At 42.2% G+C, this 17886-nt stretch carries 17 protein-coding genes; 12 read left to right on the top strand and 5 right to left on the bottom strand.

What is annotated here, in order from left to right; all coding sequences use genetic code 11:
* Nucleotides 1-2154, bottom strand: a complete 2154-nt coding sequence (locus tag J502_RS11960) for an AmpG family muropeptide MFS transporter (RefSeq protein ID WP_034684247.1) — start codon at nucleotides 2152-2154, stop codon at nucleotides 1-3.
* Between the two features lie 181 nt (nucleotides 2155-2335).
* Here J502_RS11960 and J502_RS11955 point away from each other — a divergent pair, with 181 nt between their 5' ends.
* Nucleotides 2336-4969: a Lon protease family protein gene (locus J502_RS11955; protein WP_034429925.1), complete on the top strand. Its 2634-nt coding sequence runs from the start codon at nucleotides 2336-2338 to the stop codon at nucleotides 4967-4969.
* A 55-nt stretch (nucleotides 4970-5024) separates the two neighbouring features.
* Here J502_RS11955 and grxD read toward each other — a convergent pair whose 3' ends face one another.
* Entirely contained in the window at nucleotides 5025-5366 is a 342-nt protein-coding gene (gene grxD, locus J502_RS11950; protein WP_005015011.1) for a Grx4 family monothiol glutaredoxin, read from the bottom strand.
* 161 nt (nucleotides 5367-5527) lie between these two features.
* Between grxD and J502_RS11945 the strand changes: the two genes are divergently transcribed.
* On the top strand, nucleotides 5528-6742 hold the full coding sequence (locus tag J502_RS11945; protein WP_034684245.1) for an aspartate aminotransferase family protein: 1215 nt from the start codon (nucleotides 5528-5530) through the stop codon (nucleotides 6740-6742).
* A 55-nt stretch (nucleotides 6743-6797) separates the two neighbouring features.
* Here the strand turns inward: J502_RS11945 and J502_RS11940 are convergent, their stop codons facing one another.
* The 3 genes from J502_RS11940 to surE form a co-directional block, all read right to left on the bottom strand.
* Nucleotides 6798-7727 carry a LysR family transcriptional regulator gene (locus J502_RS11940; RefSeq protein WP_005405327.1) on the bottom strand — a complete coding sequence of 310 codons (930 nt, stop codon included), beginning with the start codon at nucleotides 7725-7727 and terminating at the stop codon, nucleotides 6798-6800.
* A 98-nt stretch (nucleotides 7728-7825) separates the two neighbouring features.
* Nucleotides 7826-8647: a peptidoglycan DD-metalloendopeptidase family protein gene (locus tag J502_RS11935; protein WP_034684243.1), complete on the bottom strand. Its 822-nt coding sequence runs from the start codon at nucleotides 8645-8647 to the stop codon at nucleotides 7826-7828.
* A 121-nt stretch (nucleotides 8648-8768) separates the two neighbouring features.
* Entirely contained in the window at nucleotides 8769-9542 is a 774-nt protein-coding gene (gene surE / locus J502_RS11930) for a 5'/3'-nucleotidase SurE (protein WP_005015018.1), read from the bottom strand.
* A 136-nt stretch (nucleotides 9543-9678) separates the two neighbouring features.
* On the opposite strand from surE, the gene J502_RS17160 reads away from it, so the two are divergent.
* The 10 genes from J502_RS17160 to J502_RS11885 form a co-directional block, all read left to right on the top strand.
* On the top strand, nucleotides 9679-9894 hold the full coding sequence (locus J502_RS17160; protein ID WP_249301584.1) for a hypothetical protein: 216 nt from the start codon (nucleotides 9679-9681) through the stop codon (nucleotides 9892-9894).
* Entirely contained in the window at nucleotides 9813-10019 is a 207-nt protein-coding gene (locus tag J502_RS17300; protein WP_502322087.1) for an MCR_0457 family protein, read from the top strand. The genes J502_RS17160 and J502_RS17300 overlap by 82 nt, the downstream gene beginning before the upstream one ends.
* A 160-nt stretch (nucleotides 10020-10179) precedes the next feature.
* On the top strand, nucleotides 10180-10578 hold the full coding sequence (locus tag J502_RS11920; protein ID WP_005015023.1) for an MCR_0457 family protein: 399 nt from the start codon (nucleotides 10180-10182) through the stop codon (nucleotides 10576-10578).
* Between the two features lie 118 nt (nucleotides 10579-10696).
* Complete coding sequence (gene dacC / locus J502_RS11915) at nucleotides 10697-11845, top strand: D-alanyl-D-alanine carboxypeptidase PBP5/6 (protein ID WP_005025331.1); 1149 nt, start codon at nucleotides 10697-10699, stop codon at nucleotides 11843-11845.
* Nucleotides 11846-11943: 98 nt separating this feature from the next.
* Nucleotides 11944-12480 carry a gamma carbonic anhydrase family protein gene (locus J502_RS11910; RefSeq protein WP_005015027.1) on the top strand — a complete coding sequence of 179 codons (537 nt, stop codon included), beginning with the start codon at nucleotides 11944-11946 and terminating at the stop codon, nucleotides 12478-12480.
* A gap of 849 nt (nucleotides 12481-13329) precedes the next feature.
* Complete coding sequence (locus tag J502_RS11905; protein WP_005015029.1) at nucleotides 13330-13815, top strand: NUDIX hydrolase; 486 nt, start codon at nucleotides 13330-13332, stop codon at nucleotides 13813-13815.
* Between the two features lie 4 nt (nucleotides 13816-13819).
* Nucleotides 13820-14953 carry a tRNA 2-thiouridine(34) synthase MnmA gene (gene mnmA, locus J502_RS11900; protein ID WP_034684255.1) on the top strand — a complete coding sequence of 378 codons (1134 nt, stop codon included), beginning with the start codon at nucleotides 13820-13822 and terminating at the stop codon, nucleotides 14951-14953.
* 17 nt (nucleotides 14954-14970) lie between these two features.
* Nucleotides 14971-15702: a high frequency lysogenization protein HflD gene (hflD, locus tag J502_RS11895; protein ID WP_005015036.1), complete on the top strand. Its 732-nt coding sequence runs from the start codon at nucleotides 14971-14973 to the stop codon at nucleotides 15700-15702.
* A gap of 56 nt (nucleotides 15703-15758) precedes the next feature.
* A complete protein-coding gene (gene purB, locus J502_RS11890) occupies nucleotides 15759-17147 on the top strand; it encodes an adenylosuccinate lyase (RefSeq protein WP_005015038.1) in 1389 nt (462 codons plus the stop codon).
* 92 nt (nucleotides 17148-17239) lie between these two features.
* Nucleotides 17240-17886, top strand: a 647-nt coding sequence (locus tag J502_RS11885) for a DUF2238 domain-containing protein (RefSeq protein ID WP_005015040.1), incomplete at its 3' end; no start/stop codon positions are given.

Below are 17886 nucleotides of genomic sequence, written 5' to 3'. Positions count from 1 at the left end.
TTAATCACCTTTATGTTCAGATTCTAGAGATTGATGTTCTCGCAGTAATTTTGCTACCCATACGACTAATACCAAAATCGGGATACCGATTAGTGTAGTCATAAGGAAAAACTTTGGATAACCGATATTGGAAACAATAGTACCTGAATACCCTCCTAAAATCTTAGGAGTTAATGTCATAAGTGAACTAAAAATAGCATATTGAACAGCGGTAAAAGAAACGCTGGTCAAGCTAGATAAAAAGGCAATAAATGCCGCCCCTGCCAGACCGGACGCCAGATTATCAACAATAATGGCAAAATATAACCAGAGCGAGCTATAAGGTTTAATGACTTTACCACTTACAACTGTTGTGTCTTTTTGGGGGTCAACAACAGAAAGTGGCTGAATATCGATATCAAGCTGTTTGGCTGTTTTTAAATTATTCACTTTATAAGAGTGTGTGGTTTGTAATTTTACCTGCTTGTTTTCTATCAACTCCGCAATCACTGTTTTACTTGGAGAATTGACTAGCAGATGAGCATCTATTGCTGCGCTAAATATACCGTTGTCATCAAGTTTGGCATCGAAATTATGACCATCCAGATGTAAAACTATTTTTTGCTCTGGATTAAAAGCAGGACCAGCATACTGCCCTCTTACCACCAGACTATTTTTCTGCTCCTGCTGATCCAGCTGGTTATCACTGGTAATGGGTAACAACAGCAGTTGAGAACGGTTATGATCCTGAGTTAAATAAGGTATATAGGCATTAACCTGCTCAGGACTATCTGCATACTGAGTTTTTACTGAAATCTGGCTTTGCTGTGCAAGCTGGCTGTTGGGTATTGCTACACTCCAAGTTCCTACTTCATCTGTAGTAGTCTGATAAGTTTGATGACCCACTGAAATTTCAATATCACCTAATGGCTGACCAGATTTAACCAAGCCAATAAAGATTAAGTTGGTAGAACTGGCCAATACTGCCCCTACAAACATTAATTTCATAATATTAATGCGCTGCGCCAGCAAACCGCCCAAGAAACCACCGATCAGGCTAAAAATTACGCCATACACTTTAACCGCTTCGGCAATCTGTTCTTTACTAAAATTGAGATCCTGATAAAACACATTAGATATGACACCAGCAATAATATCGGAAATCCGGTAAAAACCAATTAACAGCAATAATACCAGCGCCAGTTTTAGTCCATAGCGTTTAAAAAAATCTAATATTGGATTTACCCAGGTTTCAAAAGCCATCTGCCGGTTTACAGCGCCCAGTTTTACCAGCGTAGCACCCACCAGTATTGATACTGCGCCTGAGCCTAAAAAGCGCAAAGCTTCAAACAGGAACAAAAGAAAACTATCTTCAATACCCATATTATAAACAAGTGCTTCAACAGCAGTACCTGAGTAAATATAGGCAGTAACGAAGCTGATGACCGCAACAAAAAATACTGCCACCAGCCGGTAGTAATCACTACGTTTATATTCTTTATAGATACGGTTTACTTGTGGCTCCCGAATAATAAATGTAGTCAATACACCAACTAACATGACGGCTGCCATAACCAGATAAGTAGTCTGCCATGCAGTATAGATATAATTACCTTTAGCAGTTCCTAAATATGCTGCCAGGAATAAGGCACCTGCACCGGCAACAATCATACCAATCCGGTAACCGGCATTATAAGTAGATGCAAGGACTGTCTGCATTTCTGTTTCAGCAAGCTCGATTCGGTAGGCATCAATTACAATATCTTGTGTTGCTGCCGAGAAACCTAGTAATACCGCACCTGCTGCCATCTGGATCAGATGACTCTGCCCGAGCGCCGGATCAGAAAAAGCCATAATACAAATTGCAGTAATGATCAAACACTGTGCAATGAGCAACCACGCTCGGCGACGCCCTAGAGTTCTGGTCAGATACGGGACAGGCAGCTCATCAATTAAAGGAGCCCATACAAATTTAAAAGAATAGCCCAATGCTGCCCAGCTAAAAAAAGTCACTGCACTTTTATCTATACCTGCCTCGCCCAGCCACAGTGACAGGCTTGAAAAAATCAATAAAATAGGGATACCGGCAGAAAAACCCAAAAACAGCATAATAAGGGCTCGGCGGTCAAGAAAGGCTAAGAAAGCGGCTTTCCATCCTGAACTTTGTGTGGACATTGAATAATTATTTTCCAGTGAATCTTAAATTTTGCTATTCAAACGTTTAATTGATCAGGTTTCAATGCTTTTTATGAAATCCGCTGTCTTTTATAATGAAAGCTGATTCGCCTGCTTGATATTTTCCCTTAAACCTGTATACCTTTAAAACTCTAGCGAATATTAAGTTTTGGATTTTACAGTGACCCAAAGACTCGATCAAATGACATCTTCTTTATCTACCACTACTACAATTAATCTTGAGAAACAACTTGATCATGCCTATCCATCAGCATTGGACCGGACTGAAATTCAAAATACTTTAAACTTAACTACGCTCAAGCCAGAACAGCTTACTCATATTCCTGATCTGGAGAAAATTCCTTCCTCAACAAAACGGATCAAGCCCCTTAATAATTTTTTAGGTCAAGACCGGGCCAAAGCCTCTGTCGAGGCCGGAATTACGCTACCTTATTCAGGCTATAATATCTTTGCTGTAGGTACAGCAGGTCTGGGTAAACGTACTATGATCCGGCGCCTGTTACAGCAGCATGCCAAAGCCATGCCTACGCCAGACGACTGGGTGTATGTCAATAATTTTGAAAATGCCCGCCAGCCCATACTACTACGTTTTCCGGCCGGACATGGACCCAAGTTTCAAAAAGCCCTGCATCAAACCTGGCAGGTTGCACTCAAACAGTTAGAACGGCGCTTTAGTGCCGAGACCTATCATAACCAGATCGAGTTAATTCGTCAGCAAACCGGCAATGAACAGCAGCAGGCACTGGTAGAATTAACCAGAGAGGGCGAAGGCCTTGACCTTAAACTGGTCTCCCATCAAGAACAGCATTGCTTTGTTCCTGTACAGATTAAAGATGGCAAACTTGAAGAACTGAGCCAGACTGAAATTAATGCACTGAGCAGCAAAGAACGTGCTGAAATCGCATCCAATATGCGTTATATGGATAAAAAACTGGAGCGATTGGGCTTACATTTGGGTGATCTTGAAGATGAAGCCAGAGATCAGGTGTCAGACCTGAACCGCGAAATTGCTAAACAGGTGGTAATGCCACGAATTGAGAGTATTCTCAATAAATATGCTGAAGTTGCCGGCTTAGAGAAATACCTGAAGCAATATGCAGAAAACATTATTGAAAATGTCGAGATGATTCTGGATCAGGAAGAAGACGAATTCTCACCGGCTTTATTCAGTCGTGTCCCTTCCCGCTATCAGGTCAATACTATAGTCAGTAATAAGCCAAACAGTGGCGCCCCTGTTATTTTTGAAGACTTCCCGACCCACTACAATCTTTTAGGCCATGTTGAGCAGCTAACTCAAAATGGTACGATCAGTACAGATTTTAGTCTGATCCGCCCTGGTGCACTGCATAAAGCCAACGGCGGATTCTTAATTTTAGAAGCAGAACAGCTTTTAGAACAGCCTTATGCATGGCAGGGTTTAAAACGTGCCTTAAAGTCTGGGCAGCTTAAATTATCATCGCTTGAACATATGCTAACTTTGACTGGCAGTATTTCAATCGAACCTGCACCTGTACCTTTAAACTTAAAGGTGGTTCTACTAGCTGAACCTGAAATTTATTATGAGATTCTAGAGGTTGAACCAGAACTCGACAGTATTTTTAAAATCCGTGCAGATTTTACTGATACATTACAACGTAATGACACTAACGAACAGGCTTACATGCAGCTCATTGCAGATTATGTACAGGCAGATAAGTTATTACCCTTTGACCGCTCTGCACTTGCTGCGCTCCTAACAGACTCAAGCCGCCAGGCAGAAGATCAAAGTTCTCTGTCTTTACATGCACTGACTTTAGGTGACCTGATACGTGAAGCTCATCATCATGCCCATCAGGCGGGTGACAAGGTGGTTTCTGCCAAATACATCAATATGGCACTTGACCACCGTAAATATCGCTTAGGTTATTTAAGGGAGCTTTATTGGCAGGACCTGTCCCGCGGTACTCAGCTGATTGAAACGTCTGGGCACCGCCTGGGCCAGATTAATGCCTTATCTGTAATTCATTATGCAGATGTAGAGTTTGGTCTGCCTTCCCGCCTGACTGCATCGGTATACCAAGGCGGTGGAGATATTCTTGATATCGAACGCAGTGTTGAACTTGGTGGTTCTTTGCATGCTAAAGGCGTACTACTGATGTCCAGCTTTTTGAAAGCACATTTTGGCCGCGAGCAAATGCTTCATTTCTCGGCAGCATTGGCTTTTGAACAGAGTTATGGACAAGTAGATGGAGATAGCGCCACTGTTGCAGAGTTATCGGCCCTGCTCTCTGCTATTAGTCAGATTCCGATTGACCAGTCTTGGGCAATTACAGGCTCTATGAACCAGCTTGGTCAGGTACAGCCGGTGGGTGGCGTCAATGCCAAGATCGAAGGCTTCTTTGATGCATGTAAACTGCAAGGTCTGACTGGAAAGCAGGGCGTCATTATTCCACGCCAAAACATGCAGCACCTGATGCTACGCCAAGATGTGATTGATGCCGTCAATGCCGGCCAGTTTCATGTCCATGCTATTAGCACGATTGATCAGGCGCTAGAGATTTTAATGGCCCAACCTGTAGGTACATTAGATAAAAAAGGCCGTTATAGTAAAGGTTCCATCTATGCGGCAGTTATGGAGCAGCTTGAATACTGGCAAGCACTTGAAGATGGTGAAGAAATGAGTGAGGAACCTAAGAAGAAGAAAAAAAAGAAGAAAAAAAAGAAGAAAAATGAAGTAAAGATTGCCATTGAAGGGAATACAGTCGATCAAATACCAGCAGGTAATATATCTGCCGAACTTTCTGGTCAGCCCTGACCTCTTAATAAAAAAGCGCCTTTAACAAGGCGCTTTTTTATGGTTGGGCAGTTACTCAAGCTTCTGGAGCTGGGCTATACTGCTCGACCAATGGCTTGAGCTCACCATTTTGAAACATTTCCAGCATAATGTCACTTCCGCCTACCAGCTCACCATTTACCCAGAGTTGTGGGAAAGTTGGCCAGTTAGCAATTTTAGGCAGTGTTGCACGAATATCCTGATTTTCCAGAATATTTACATACGCAAATGGACGGCCAATTTGACTGAGTGCTTCTACAGCACGCGCTGAGAAACCACACTGCGGAAATTGTGGAGTGCCTTTCATATAAAGAAGTACAGCATGTTTAGCGATTTGATCGCGAATTAACGCTTCAGTATCACGTGCTTGTTCAGTCATAGATCAATCCTCAACTATTCTATCGGCCATTATACCTAAAACTGAGGAAAACTGGGTCCGTGTCAAAGATATTTCTATGTTAATTTGATTTTTGGCCTTTTATTCTGAGGCTGTTTTTGCTTATATAAACTTTTTAATCCACCTAACATCAAGAGTTAGCCATGAATAATATTACCCTCGCCCCCGTACAAGCTGATCAACCATCGCATCTGATGCCAGTCTTTGGCCGTCAATCGATCAGTTTTGTCCGAGGCCGAGGAGCATATCTTTATACCGAAGATGGCACCGAGTATCTGGATGCACTTACCGGTATTGCCGTATGCGGTTTAGGCCACGCTCACCCAGTACTGGCCGAAGCAATTGCCGAACAGGCGATGACTCTCATTCATACCAGCAATCTGTTTGAAGTACCTTGGCAAACAGCTGCTGCGCAGAAATTGGCTCAGGTCTCTGGTATGGAAGAGATTTTCTTTTCAAACAGTGGTGCTGAATCCAATGAAGGTGCTATCAAAATTGCGCGTAAATACGGTTATCAGCAAGGTATAGCTACCCCTAAAATTATTGTAGCGGACAAGTCTTTTCATGGCCGGACTTTGGCAACTTTATCTGCCACAGGTAATAAAAAGGTCCAGGAAGGCTTTGCTCCACTGGTAGAAGGCTTTATCCGTGTACCATTTGGCGACCTCGAAGCCATTGAAGAGGCTGCACTTCAGCATCCGGATATTGTCGCTATCCTGATTGAGCCTATTCAGGGTGAAGGTGGCGTGAATACCGCAGCACAAGGCTTCAGCTATCTGGAAGATGTCCGTCGAATTTGCAACCAGCACAACTGGCTGATGATGCTGGATGAAGTACAAACCGGAAATGGACGTACCGGCAAATATTTTGCTTACCAGCATACCAATATTATTCCAGATGTACTGACGACTGCTAAAGGCCTAGGCAACGGTTTTCCAATTGGTGCGGTAATGACTCAAGGCCGTGGTGTAGGCGTACTTGCTGCCGGAAATCATGGTTCAACCTATAGTGGTTCAGCACTGGGTTCACGTGTGGTTTATACCGTACTTGAACTTTTAGAAAAGGAAAATGCGCTCGAGAACGCAGCTCAAATCGGTCAATATATTGTGGACCAGATTCGTGAACAGCTGAAAGAATATCAGGTTAAAGTCCGCGGTTTCGGAATGATGATTGGTATTGAATTACCGAAAGACTGTGGCGAACTGGTAAATATTGCACGCGACGAGTACAAACTGATTATTAATGTAACTGCTGGTTCTGTGGTCCGTTTATTGCCGCCACTTAACATGACACAAGAGCAAGCCGATGATCTGATTCAGCGTCTAATCCCGGCAATCAAGAGTTTTCTTAAGGCTTAACAAATAAGAAAGTAATATAAAAAAGCCGCTCAGTGCGGCTTTTTTATACTCTTGTTTAAGATGCTTCCTGATAGACTCTGCCACCGGGAAGTTGACTAAAATACTGTTTCAGAGCATCCAGACAGCGATGAATTTTCATTGGCTGCTGTTCACGTCGAGAGATAATTGCATAAAGAGTAAAAGCAGGCAGTTTCCACTCAGGCAATACCTCAACCAAAGATCCATTAATCAGATCTTTCTGCACATCCAGATAAAGAATACGCGCCAAGCCATGTCCATGCTGACATAATGATTTCGCAACCAGCACATTATTACTGTACAGACGGCTACGCATTTCCAGGTCAACAACTTCACTTGTCACACCATGCTGGAATGAAAACTGCTGATAATTATTCATGACATTAATTGGAATAAGATCATGATTTTTTAAATCTTCAGGACGTGATATTGGAGCAGACTGGTTCAGGTAACTTGGAGAAGCAACCAGAATCTGCTCAACACGGGCCAGCGGCACGGCGGTCAGATTAGAATCCTCTATTTTTGAACTCATGCGTACAGCAATATCAATACGGCCTTCAATCAGGTCAATATATTTATTCTCAGCCTCAAAATGAACAGATAAACCGCGATGTGCAGATATCCAGTGAGACAGAGCAGGTACAAGATGCATGGCACCTATTTCTGGCGTGGTCGCAATGCGCAGGTCACCGACCAGTTCATCGCGCAGTTCATTAATTCGAACCTTTCCACGTTCAGCAGCAGCGAGCATTTCTCGACAGCTGTGGAAAAAAGCTTGTCCCGCTTCGGTCAGACTCAACTTCCGGGTAGAACGATGTAGAAGAATTACTTCCATTTCATTTTCTAATGAGCGGATTTGCTGACTGACGGCGCTTGTCGTAATACCAAGTTCACGAGCCGCACCGCTAAACGAGCTTTTTTCAACAACGCAAGCAAATACTCCCATTGCCCGGAGTTGATCTAACATAAAATTCCCTCTGAACTTTGAGCTGTCTTTATTATTCAATATTTGATAAAAACAACTCGTTGTATTATACGGGGATTTTCTAGTTTTGCATTAATTTATTAATTAATCGGTAAAATGCTTGCCGGATTGATCGGTTTACCATCCAGACGGATCTGGAATTCCAGCATAACCTGATTCGTACCACTAGAACCCATTTCAGCAATTTTTTGTCCTGCTGTTACATTATCACCGCTTTTTACCAGCATTTTACTATTATGTGCATAAGCACTAATATAACCATCTATATGCTTAATCAGGACCAGATTTCCATATTCTTTCAAGCCATCTGCCGCATAAACCACCTGTCCGTCTGCTGCTGCAAATACCGGATCGCCCAGATTTCCTGAAAAACGGGTTCCTTTAATATTACTTACCGGATTATAAGCCTGAAGTACAGGCCCATTGGCCGGTTTCACCCATCGTAATGTCGTACTACGAACCGGTATGCTCGGTGTAGGGCTGGTTGGCTGGACAGTCGTACGAGTAGTTGTCGTTACAGGCGGCGGTGTTGGCAGAGCAACACGCTGACGCTGAATTGGGGCAGCCTGGGTCATCGGCTGGGTTTGACTACGGCGTGTACCTGAATTTTTCAGGCGCAGTGACTGGTTTACATAAATCCGGTAAGGGGCTGAAATATCATTCATTTCAGCAATACTTAAATAGCTCAGACCATAACGCGCTGCAATACCGCTTAAGGTGTCACCAGAGCGTACTGTATAGTAATCTGGTGCAGTTGCATAACGAGTCGGATTATTGATCTGAGGTTTAGAAGCACAACCTGTAAGAATCAGGGTAGAAACAACAGCAACCGACAACACTATTTTTTTCATGATTGTTGTAGTTGGAACAGGAAATAGGCGGTGTTGTGGAACCAATTGCATTGATCTCCCTCTCTTATATAGACTCAAAAAACAACTGCGCTAAGGGTATCAAAAAAGTCCGGTGAAAATCATTTCACCTTTCCTTTTTCACAAACTTATAACATAACTGGTTTGTCCGTGTTTAGCTGAGCTCAAGATCTGTTTGTAAACTCTCCAGTATTGCATAGTTGGTGGCGTCCATCTGAATTGGCGTAATACTCACATAACCATTGGCAATTGCAAAAAAATCCGATTGAATCTGGTGAATATTTTCTCGCGGTTCTGTTACTGCCTCACCAGCCAGACCAATCCAGTACACTTGGCGGCCACGTGGGTCTACATGGCTGGTAATCGGTTTAGATTGAGAACGCTGCCCCTGATAGGTAATCTGGGCACCTTTAAGTTCCTGTAGGTCTGGAATATTAATATTCAAGATATGACGTGGTGGTAACTGGGGCAAACCACGAGCAATAAAATCATGAACCCAACGAGCAGCAACTTTGAACTCATCAGGATGTACATATGAGCGTACATTACCGCCAGCAAGTGAAACGGCAATAGCCGGCTGCTTCATGAGACGGCCTTCAAAAGCAGCACCTACTGTGCCAGAGTACAGTACGTCATCGCCTAAATTAGCTCCACTATTGATACCACTGACGACCAGATCAAACTCGAAATCAAACAGGCCATTCATAGACAGGTAAACACAATCTGCAGGTGTGCCATTAACAGCCCAAACATCTTCAGCAATAGGTACCGGTCTTAAAGGACGGTCTAGGGTTAACGCACTCGAATAACCACTCCGCTCGGCTTCAGGAGCAACCACAACTACACGACCTAAAGGTTTCAAGGCTTGTGCAAGCGCCTGTAGGCCTGGAGCAAACACACCATCATCATTGGCAATTAGAATATTCACACAAAAATCTCGGTTAAAAAAATGACTGTAGAGGACATTAAATTGAATTATTCAATAAATTATATATATTTGACTCTCTACATCTACCTATAAATTTGTGAAAACAATGATTAATTCATTTTTATTACGGGGACTAATGAGTCTGGGGTTTGTTGCAGTCATGTCTCAGGTGGCACTGGCCCATGAGGGCTTGACTCAGCAAGAGGCTGATACACTGGTAAAGAAGATATTGCAGGCACTCAGGTACTGGCAGAGGTATGTCCAGCAATCTTGGGGAAAAATACTCGTCTGGACACTAACATCCAAAAGCTTATTAATAGCTATCTGGGAGAATACTCTGATTCCTCAATGACTTATGCCCGTTTGCAAAATGATATAGAGTATAAACGTGTGCTTGCTGAAGCACGTTCAGCTGCAAAAGAAGCTGATCAGGAAGAACAGAAATCAGTATGTCAGGATGTTCTGGACTTTGAGTAAGACATCGACTTAAAAATATAAACTGTTTTAGAAATCCCGGCTTTTCCAAGCCGGGATTTTTATGGTGCATGTACAGGCTAGATACACTTTATCTATTTTCTTTCCATGATTTTTGATTAAGCTGATTTGCTAATTGCTTGTATTATGAGACTAAAACCGAATGAAATTAAAACACTTCTCTAAAATGGGTTTAGGTTTGTTAACAGCTCTTATGTTAACTGCGCCTGGTACTTATGCGGCAGAAAACAACAAAGCTGGTTCTGAAAATATTGATGTAACACCACAGCAGCAGGTTACCCAAGAAGAGCTCGCCGCTATTTATGTGCTTTCTGAGATCTGTCCGGGACTGATTGGTAAAGACCAGAAATTTAATGAGGGATATAGCCGTCTAGCTCAGGCACATATGCCTGGCGAGAAAAATGCAGTTTCTGCCCTAGAAAAACGCAGTAAAGCAAAAAATTTTCAGAGTGTTCTGAAAGAAGCACGTCAGGATGCTAAAAATGCAGGCAAATCTAAAAACACCCAAGTTTGCCGTGACGTCGCTAGTTACGGTGCCTAATACCCGATAGTTACAATACTGTATGAAATAAGCTGGCTTCCTGGTAGAAGTCAGCTGTGCTTTGGCCTAAAATGCTAGCCTCTTTTTGTGCTCATATTAAGTATTGGAACCTCCTAGAATGACCCGAAAAAGTGCCATTGCTGCCCTACTCTTATTACCATCTTTCTCATATGCAGCAACAGTCCTCTCTTCTCCACCAGAATTGAATAATAAATCCTATGTTCTGATGGACTATGAGACCGGGCAAATCCTGGCTGCAAAAAATGAAAATGAAAAGCTGGCACCTGCCTCAATGACTAAAATGATGACCAGCTACATCATTGAGCAAAAATTATTAAAAGGTGAACTCACCGAAAACGAACAGGTTCGTATGAACGAGTCAGCCTGGTGCCGGGGAAGCAGTTCTGAATCATGTATGTACGTTCCTTTAAATGGAACAGCCTCTGTCCTAGAAATGCTGCGAGGTATCATCGTACAATCTGGTAATGACGCATCAAAGGCCGTGGCTGAACACGTAGCTGGGAATGAAGGTACATTCGCCCATATGATGAATCAGGAAGCAAAACGTATTGGCATGGTAAATACCCATTTCGTTAACTCGACAGGTATGCCAGCTGAAGGTCATGTTTCTACGGCCAAAGATATGGCCATACTTGCACAGCACATCATTAAAGACAGCTCTAAATATTATCCGATCTATTCAGAAAAAGAATTTACCTTTAACGGTATCAAACAGGGTAACCGTAATGCCCTGCTTTATACTGACCCAAGTGTGGACGGCTTGAAAACAGGACACACTGATGAAGCTGGCTTCTGTCTAACTACTTCATCAAAACGTGGTCCAATGCGACTAATTTCAGTAATCTTTGGTGCGCCAACCATGCAGGAACGCGCAACTCAGACTCGTGATCTGCTGGGATGGGGTTATGCCAACTTTGAAACTGCCAATGTACAACCTGCAAAACAGGTTCTGGCTAAATCAAAAGTCTGGTTTGGTCAGGAAAATGAGGTTGAAGTAGGTCTTGCCGAGAACTTTAACGTGACTATGCCAAAAGGTCAGGCTGACAAAATTAAAACCCAGCTTGTGGTTCAGCCTAAACTAAATGCTCCCCTGCAAAAAGGCCAAGTAGTAGGTAAACTGGTGGCTAGCCTAGATGGTAAAGTTATTGCAGAAAAGCCATTAGTCGCATTAAAATCGGTAGAAGAAGCAGGTTTCTTTTCACGTATGATCGACCATATTAAACAGTTCTTTAGCAACTTGTTCTAATTACACTTTTTAAGCTTATGCTAAAGTTAGGGCATCTGTGCTGCGGTATGGATGCTTTTTATTTTATACTGACCTGATTTTTGATTGGTTCCCCAGAAATGAATAACAATATTCGCTCCTACCTCGAACATACACCACAAGTTGATAACAGCTGCTACATCGATAGCATGGCAGTCGTTATTGGAGATGTGCATTTGGCTGAAAATGTTTCTGTCTGGCCTTTTGCAGTGGTACGTGGCGATGTAAACAGTATTCGTATTGGAAAGAACAGTAATGTACAAGACCATTGCATGCTGCATGTTAGCCATAAAAAAGCTGATAAACCTGAAGGTTCTCCACTGATTATTGGTGAAGATGTGACGATTGGACATCATGTAATATTACATGGCTGTACTATAGGAAACCGGGTACTGGTTGGCATCAAGACCGTTATTCTGGATGATGTCATCATTGAAGATGACGTAATGATTGGGGCAGGCAGTCTGGTACCGCCACGCAAGCGACTGGAGAGCGGTTATCTATATGTAGGGAGTCCTGTACAAAAAGTTCGACCACTTACAGACAAAGAAAAAGAATTTCTTCCATACTCAGCAAGACACTATGTGAAAGTCGCAAATAATTATCAGGAAAATTAATTTATAGCCTAATGATATCTCTTCTATCATTTAGGTTTAAAATTATCTTGTCCAAGAAAAAATCTATGAACTCTGCTTAAGATCAACACTAACCTAAACATAGTCAGCTATGAGAAAAGACTAAAAATGATATTAAAAAGTATAGCTTCGAAGGCATTTCAGTAAATGCCACGGACAGCTCTCTTTTATATAGTATTAGGCTTTTTAGACTTATCAGCGTTCCGAAAATTATATGATTGAGCTTGTCTGTCGTCAGTAGCATAATCAGCCATGAAACTGAGCCAGTTGAGCAAGGTGAATTTTATGAGTAGAAGAAAAGCTATAATCATTTTTTAAGAAAAGTCGATCTAATTTTTTATTGATTGATGAAAAAAAATTTAAAGACTATTTTGGTATAGCACTCAGCTACTATAACAATGCTTTTATCCTGCACTTTATCAACCTGGGCCATCTGTAAAAGCAGATTCGTTTGACAAGGTTAACTCTGATATAAAGTTTCTGTATGATCAGCCGCTACTTGACCGGAATAATACAGCTATCAATTTTTTAAATCTAAAAATTTAGTTATATCTATAGTTCAGAAATAAATAAAATTTAAGGGATTAATATTAATTGAAGATATAAGACTGGTGGCTTTGGAACACCGGATCTTGAGAGATCTGACTGTAAATGACGTTTGTGATCTGTAATATGGACAGGTAGCCAAACGAAAAAATTTCAATAATTGATCGATATTTTCCAGCACAGATAATAAGCAATAAAATATTATTCAATACTTAGTCTGGCATGAGCATAGCCATATTCGCCTAAATTTTGTAGAATACGGCTTTTACCTTCCGGTGCTTTTAAATGACTGCTTGGACACCACATGTGACTGTCGCAACCGTCGTAGAAAAAGATGGTAAATTTCTGTTTGTTGAAGAACAGGCTGAAGGCGTAACTCATACTGTATTTAACCAGCCTGCAGGCCATGTCGAAGCAGGTGAAACAGTCGTTCAGGCTGCTGTGCGTGAGACCATGGAAGAAACTGGTTATGAGGTAGAAATACACTCTTTGCTAGGCATCTATACTTATACCCCTCCCATGTTTCCTGATCGTACTTATTATCGTTTCTGCTTTCTTGCCAAGGCAGGCACTTACCATGCTGATGCACCACTAGACACTAGTATTATCGGTGCAGTATGGATGACTCTAGACGAGCTGACCGAGACAGCCCGTGCACGCAGTCCACTGGTCATCAAAGCAGTTCAAGACGCACTGTCAGGGCAAAAATTTCCTTTATCGCTCATCTATGAGCACCAAAATTCTCCCCTTATTTCAAATCTGGATGCTTAATCCTATGCAACAACGTGTCATCGTCGGTATGTCTGGTGGTGTAGATTCTTCTGTTTCTGCAGCACTTCTTCTTCAACAGGGTTATCAGGTTGAAGGTCTCTTCATGAAGAACTGGGAAGAAGATGACGGCACGGAGTACTGTACTGCAATGGAAGATCTGGCTGATGCACAGGCTGTCTGTGACAGAATCGGCATCAAGCTGCATACCGCAAATTTTGCAATGGAATATTGGGATCGTGTATTCGAACATTTTCTGGCCGAATATGCTGCAGGCCGTACGCCTAATCCGGATATTCTTTGTAACAAGGAAATTAAATTCCGTGCATTTCTAGATCATGCCGTAAAACTGGGTGCAGATTTTATTGCTACTGGTCATTATGCTCGCCGTGGTGAAACTAAATATAATTCGCAAGGTGAAGCTTATGCAGAACTATTGCGTGGCGTAGATACGAATAAAGACCAGACCTACTTTCTGCATGCTGTTCATGGCCGTGAAATTAACAAGACTCTATTTCCAGTAGGAGAAATAGAAAAACCGCAGGTACGTAAAATCGCAGAAGAGCTTGGTCTGGCCACAGCAAAAAAGAAAGATTCAACCGGTATCTGCTTCATTGGTGAACGCCGCTTTAATGACTTTCTTAAACAGTATCTGCCAGCACAGCCGGGGAAAATCGTTCTCGATGATGGTAAAGAGGTTGGTGAGCATCACGGGTTAATGTACTATACACTCGGCCAGCGCGGCGGTATTGGAATTGGTGGCTTAAAAGGTGCGGCTGAAGGTGCGTGGTTTGTGCTGTATAAAGATATTGCAGGTAACCGTCTGGTAGTAGGCCAAGGCCATGAGCATCCTCTTATGCAGAGTACAATTCTTTGGAGTGAAGTGATTGACTGGGTTGCGGGTGAACAGGAAATTCCTGCATCCGGATTACGTTGTACAGCAAAAACTCGTTATCGCCAAGCTGACCAGGATTGTACGGTTTATAAAGATGATTCTAGTACGCAAGGGGTACGGGTTGAATTTGATGATCCCCAACGCGCAGTTACACCAGGACAAAGTGTAGTATTTTATAGTGGTGAAGTTTGCTTAGGTGGTGGCGTGATTCATCATACCAATGCACCTGTTCCCGATTTTATTTAACAAGGAAGTGATCAGGCATGGTTGATTTCCCCTTTCAACAGCCTCAAACCCTGAGTGAGCGCCAAAACAGGGCTTTAGCCTTGGCAGCCGTATTCCAGGCTACTCAGCTTACTCATATGACCGCCATGTCCGGTCAAAAAAGTATGGGCGAAAGTGGCAATTTCTATTTCGAACAGCTGATTAAAGCCAGTTTGAATATTCGCCCAACTGTTAATCATTCTAGCCAGACACTCGATTTTTTTAATCACCTTGCCGATATATCTTTAGGTTTAAAAACGCTGGAAAGCAGTATAATCCAGCCTTTTTCAAGCACCCCCAAATCTCGTATTCCTAAAATCTCGGCAGCTAAACTGCCCATGTCGTATGCTATGGCCTTGCTGCAATTAGAAAAGAAGGTTTATCGGAATCCGGAATATGTCCAGATTATTGAAAAATCCCAGCAAAAAATATTAAAACAGCTTTCTTTTTTCGATAATAATTATTTACACCCCAGTATTCTTGCCAATCTTGCCCAGACCTATGTCGATACAGCAGGACAGATTAATCCGCGTATTTTAGTTCGTGGTAACGCTGAAGCATTTAAAGACACACAACATACTAACCGGATTCGCGCCAGCCTGTTTACTGGTCTGCAAATGGCACATTTGTGGCGTCAGCTCGGTGGCAGCTCCTGGAATATGATTTTCAGGAAACGTAAATTACTACAGGATATTCAGGATCTCGCTCGTTTACAGTATCAGGCGGTTTAACTGATGCAAAATGGGCTTGCTGCTTTAGCTTTAATTCCAGACTTCAAGGAATCACTATGAACGCTTTAACTGCACTTTCACCACTCGACGGGCGCTACGCAAGCAAATGCGATGCATTACGCCCTTATCTTTCTGAGTTTGGCCTGATCCATGCCCGTGTTACTGTTGAAGTGCGTTGGTTACAAGCGCTCGCAAAACATCCTGAAATTACTGAAGTTGCTGATTTTAGTGCTGCAACCAATGCTGCTCTTGACCAGATTGTTACAGAGTTTTCTGAAGCCGATGCTAACCGGATCAAGGAAATAGAGCGCACTACTAACCATGATGTCAAAGCAGTCGAATATTTCTTGAAAGAAAAAATTGCCGGTATTGATGAGCTGAAGAATGCAGGTGAATTTATTCATTTTGCCTGTACATCTGAAGATATAAATAATCTGTCTCATGCATTAATGCTGAAAAATGGCCGCGATGTGCTACTGAAAAGCATGCAACAGTTATTAAATTCAATTATTGCACTGGCTGAAACGCACGCAGACCAGCCAATGTTGTCCCGTACTCATGGCCAGACAGCCAGTCCGACTACCTTGGGTAAAGAAATGGCAAATGTTGCCTATCGTCTGGCGCGTCAGATCAAGCAATTTGAAAATGTTGAACTGCTTGGAAAAATCAATGGTGCAGTAGGTAACTATAATGCCCACCTTTCAGCTTATCCAGATATCAACTGGCCAGCACACTCTCAGGCTTTTGTTGAGTCTCTAGGTCTCACCTTTAATCCGTATACAACTCAGATTGAACCGCATGACTACATGGCGGAACTCTTTGATGCCCTACGCCGCTTCAACACCATCCTGATCGATTTTAACCGGGATGTATGGGGCTATATTTCTCTAGGTTATTTCAAGCAAAAACTTAAAGAAGGTGAAGTTGGTTCATCCACCATGCCACATAAGGTTAACCCGATTGACTTTGAGAACTCTGAAGGTAACCTCGGTATCGCTAATGCAGTACTGGCTCACTTGGGTGAAAAATTACCTGTTTCTCGCTGGCAGCGTGACCTGACGGACTCTACCGTACTTCGTAATATGGGTGTAGGTTTTGCACAAAGCCTGATTGCGTTTGATGCATGTCTTAAAGGTGTAGGTAAGCTTGAGCTAAATGCTAACCGCCTGCTTGAAGATCTTGATCAGGCACAGGAAGTACTGGCAGAACCGATTCAAACAGTAATGCGTCGTTACAACGTAGAAAAACCTTATGAAAAGTTAAAAGCATTGACTCGAGGTCAGGCTATGACGCGAGAGATGATGGTAAACTTTGTAAATGGCAATGAGCTGGAAGCCGTGCCTGCTGCTGATCGTGCCCGTCTTGCTGAAATGACCCCCGCAACTTATACCGGCAATGCTGCTGAACAGGCAAAACAGCTTAAAGAGCTGATTGAAAAAATCTAATTGAAAAAATAAAAAAGCGGAGCTTTGGCTCCGCTTTTTTATTATGATGACTTTAACTTATATATTTAAACTTAAAGTTTTCTAAAATTAAAATGATTGATTACCATTTACATGCGAAACATTGGGGTGTCTTTATAATTTTAGCTTTGGCTGTGATGATTGCCAGCATTCATCCAATGGAGCTATCTTCTTATCTTCTCCATCAACTCGGCACCCTATTGATGTGGATTGCTCTGATTATTCTTATTAAGAAAATCGGACTCGGCTTTGGTAGCGTAACTTCTTATATTATCTTTCTGCTGATTCATGTATTAGGTGCCCATTATCTCTATTCTTATGTTCCTTATAATGAATGGTTCATTCAGTTATCAGGGATAGATTTGAATCAGATGATGGGCTGGCAACGTAACATGTATGACCGTCTGGTACACTTTGCTTATGGTTTACTACTCTATCCGGTATTTTTAAGGTTACATCAGGTTTGGCTACCAGATTTGAAACCTTGGATATGGTTTATCCTTGTGATTGAGTCTGTCATGAGTACCAGCCTGATTTACGAATGGATAGAATGGCTGATAGCAATTAACTTATCACCTGAAGCTGCAGAAAACTATAATGGCCAGCAAGGTGATATTTGGGATGCACATAAAGATATATTGCTTGCAACTCTCGGAGCAATAATGACAGGTATCATCGTTTTAATTAAGGAGAATTATAAAACTTTATTAAATAGATCTTG

Source organism: Acinetobacter sp. 1294596, from assembly GCF_000582925.1.
Taxonomy (GTDB): domain Bacteria; phylum Pseudomonadota; class Gammaproteobacteria; order Pseudomonadales; family Moraxellaceae; genus Acinetobacter; species Acinetobacter radioresistens.
This window is presented reverse-complemented; position numbering and strand designations above follow the sequence as displayed.

Bases quoted from the DNA above. Each gene is read 5' to 3' on its own strand.
- J502_RS11945 (WP_034684245.1), top strand. From the start codon at position 5,528: ATGAATAATATTACCCTCGCCCCCGTACAAGCTGATCAACCATCGCAT.
- grxD (WP_005015011.1), bottom strand. From the start codon at position 5,366: ATGACTGAACAAGCACGTGATACTGAAGCGTTAATTCGCGATCAAATC.
- J502_RS11905 (WP_005015029.1), top strand. From the start codon at position 13,330: ATGACTGCTTGGACACCACATGTGACTGTCGCAACCGTCGTAGAAAAA.
- J502_RS11960 (WP_034684247.1), bottom strand. From the start codon at position 2,154: ATGTCCACACAAAGTTCAGGATGGAAAGCCGCTTTCTTAGCCTTTCTT.
- J502_RS17160 (WP_249301584.1), top strand. From the start codon at position 9,679: ATGAGTCTGGGGTTTGTTGCAGTCATGTCTCAGGTGGCACTGGCCCAT.
- dacC (WP_005025331.1), top strand. From the start codon at position 10,697: ATGACCCGAAAAAGTGCCATTGCTGCCCTACTCTTATTACCATCTTTC.
- J502_RS11910 (WP_005015027.1), top strand. From the start codon at position 11,944: ATGAATAACAATATTCGCTCCTACCTCGAACATACACCACAAGTTGAT.
- hflD (WP_005015036.1), top strand. From the start codon at position 14,971: ATGGTTGATTTCCCCTTTCAACAGCCTCAAACCCTGAGTGAGCGCCAA.
- J502_RS11935 (WP_034684243.1), bottom strand. From the start codon at position 8,647: ATGCAATTGGTTCCACAACACCGCCTATTTCCTGTTCCAACTACAACA.
- J502_RS11920 (WP_005015023.1), top strand. From the start codon at position 10,180: ATGAAATTAAAACACTTCTCTAAAATGGGTTTAGGTTTGTTAACAGCT.
- J502_RS11940 (WP_005405327.1), bottom strand. From the start codon at position 7,727: ATGTTAGATCAACTCCGGGCAATGGGAGTATTTGCTTGCGTTGTTGAA.
- purB (WP_005015038.1), top strand. From the start codon at position 15,759: ATGAACGCTTTAACTGCACTTTCACCACTCGACGGGCGCTACGCAAGC.
- mnmA (WP_034684255.1), top strand. From the start codon at position 13,820: ATGCAACAACGTGTCATCGTCGGTATGTCTGGTGGTGTAGATTCTTCT.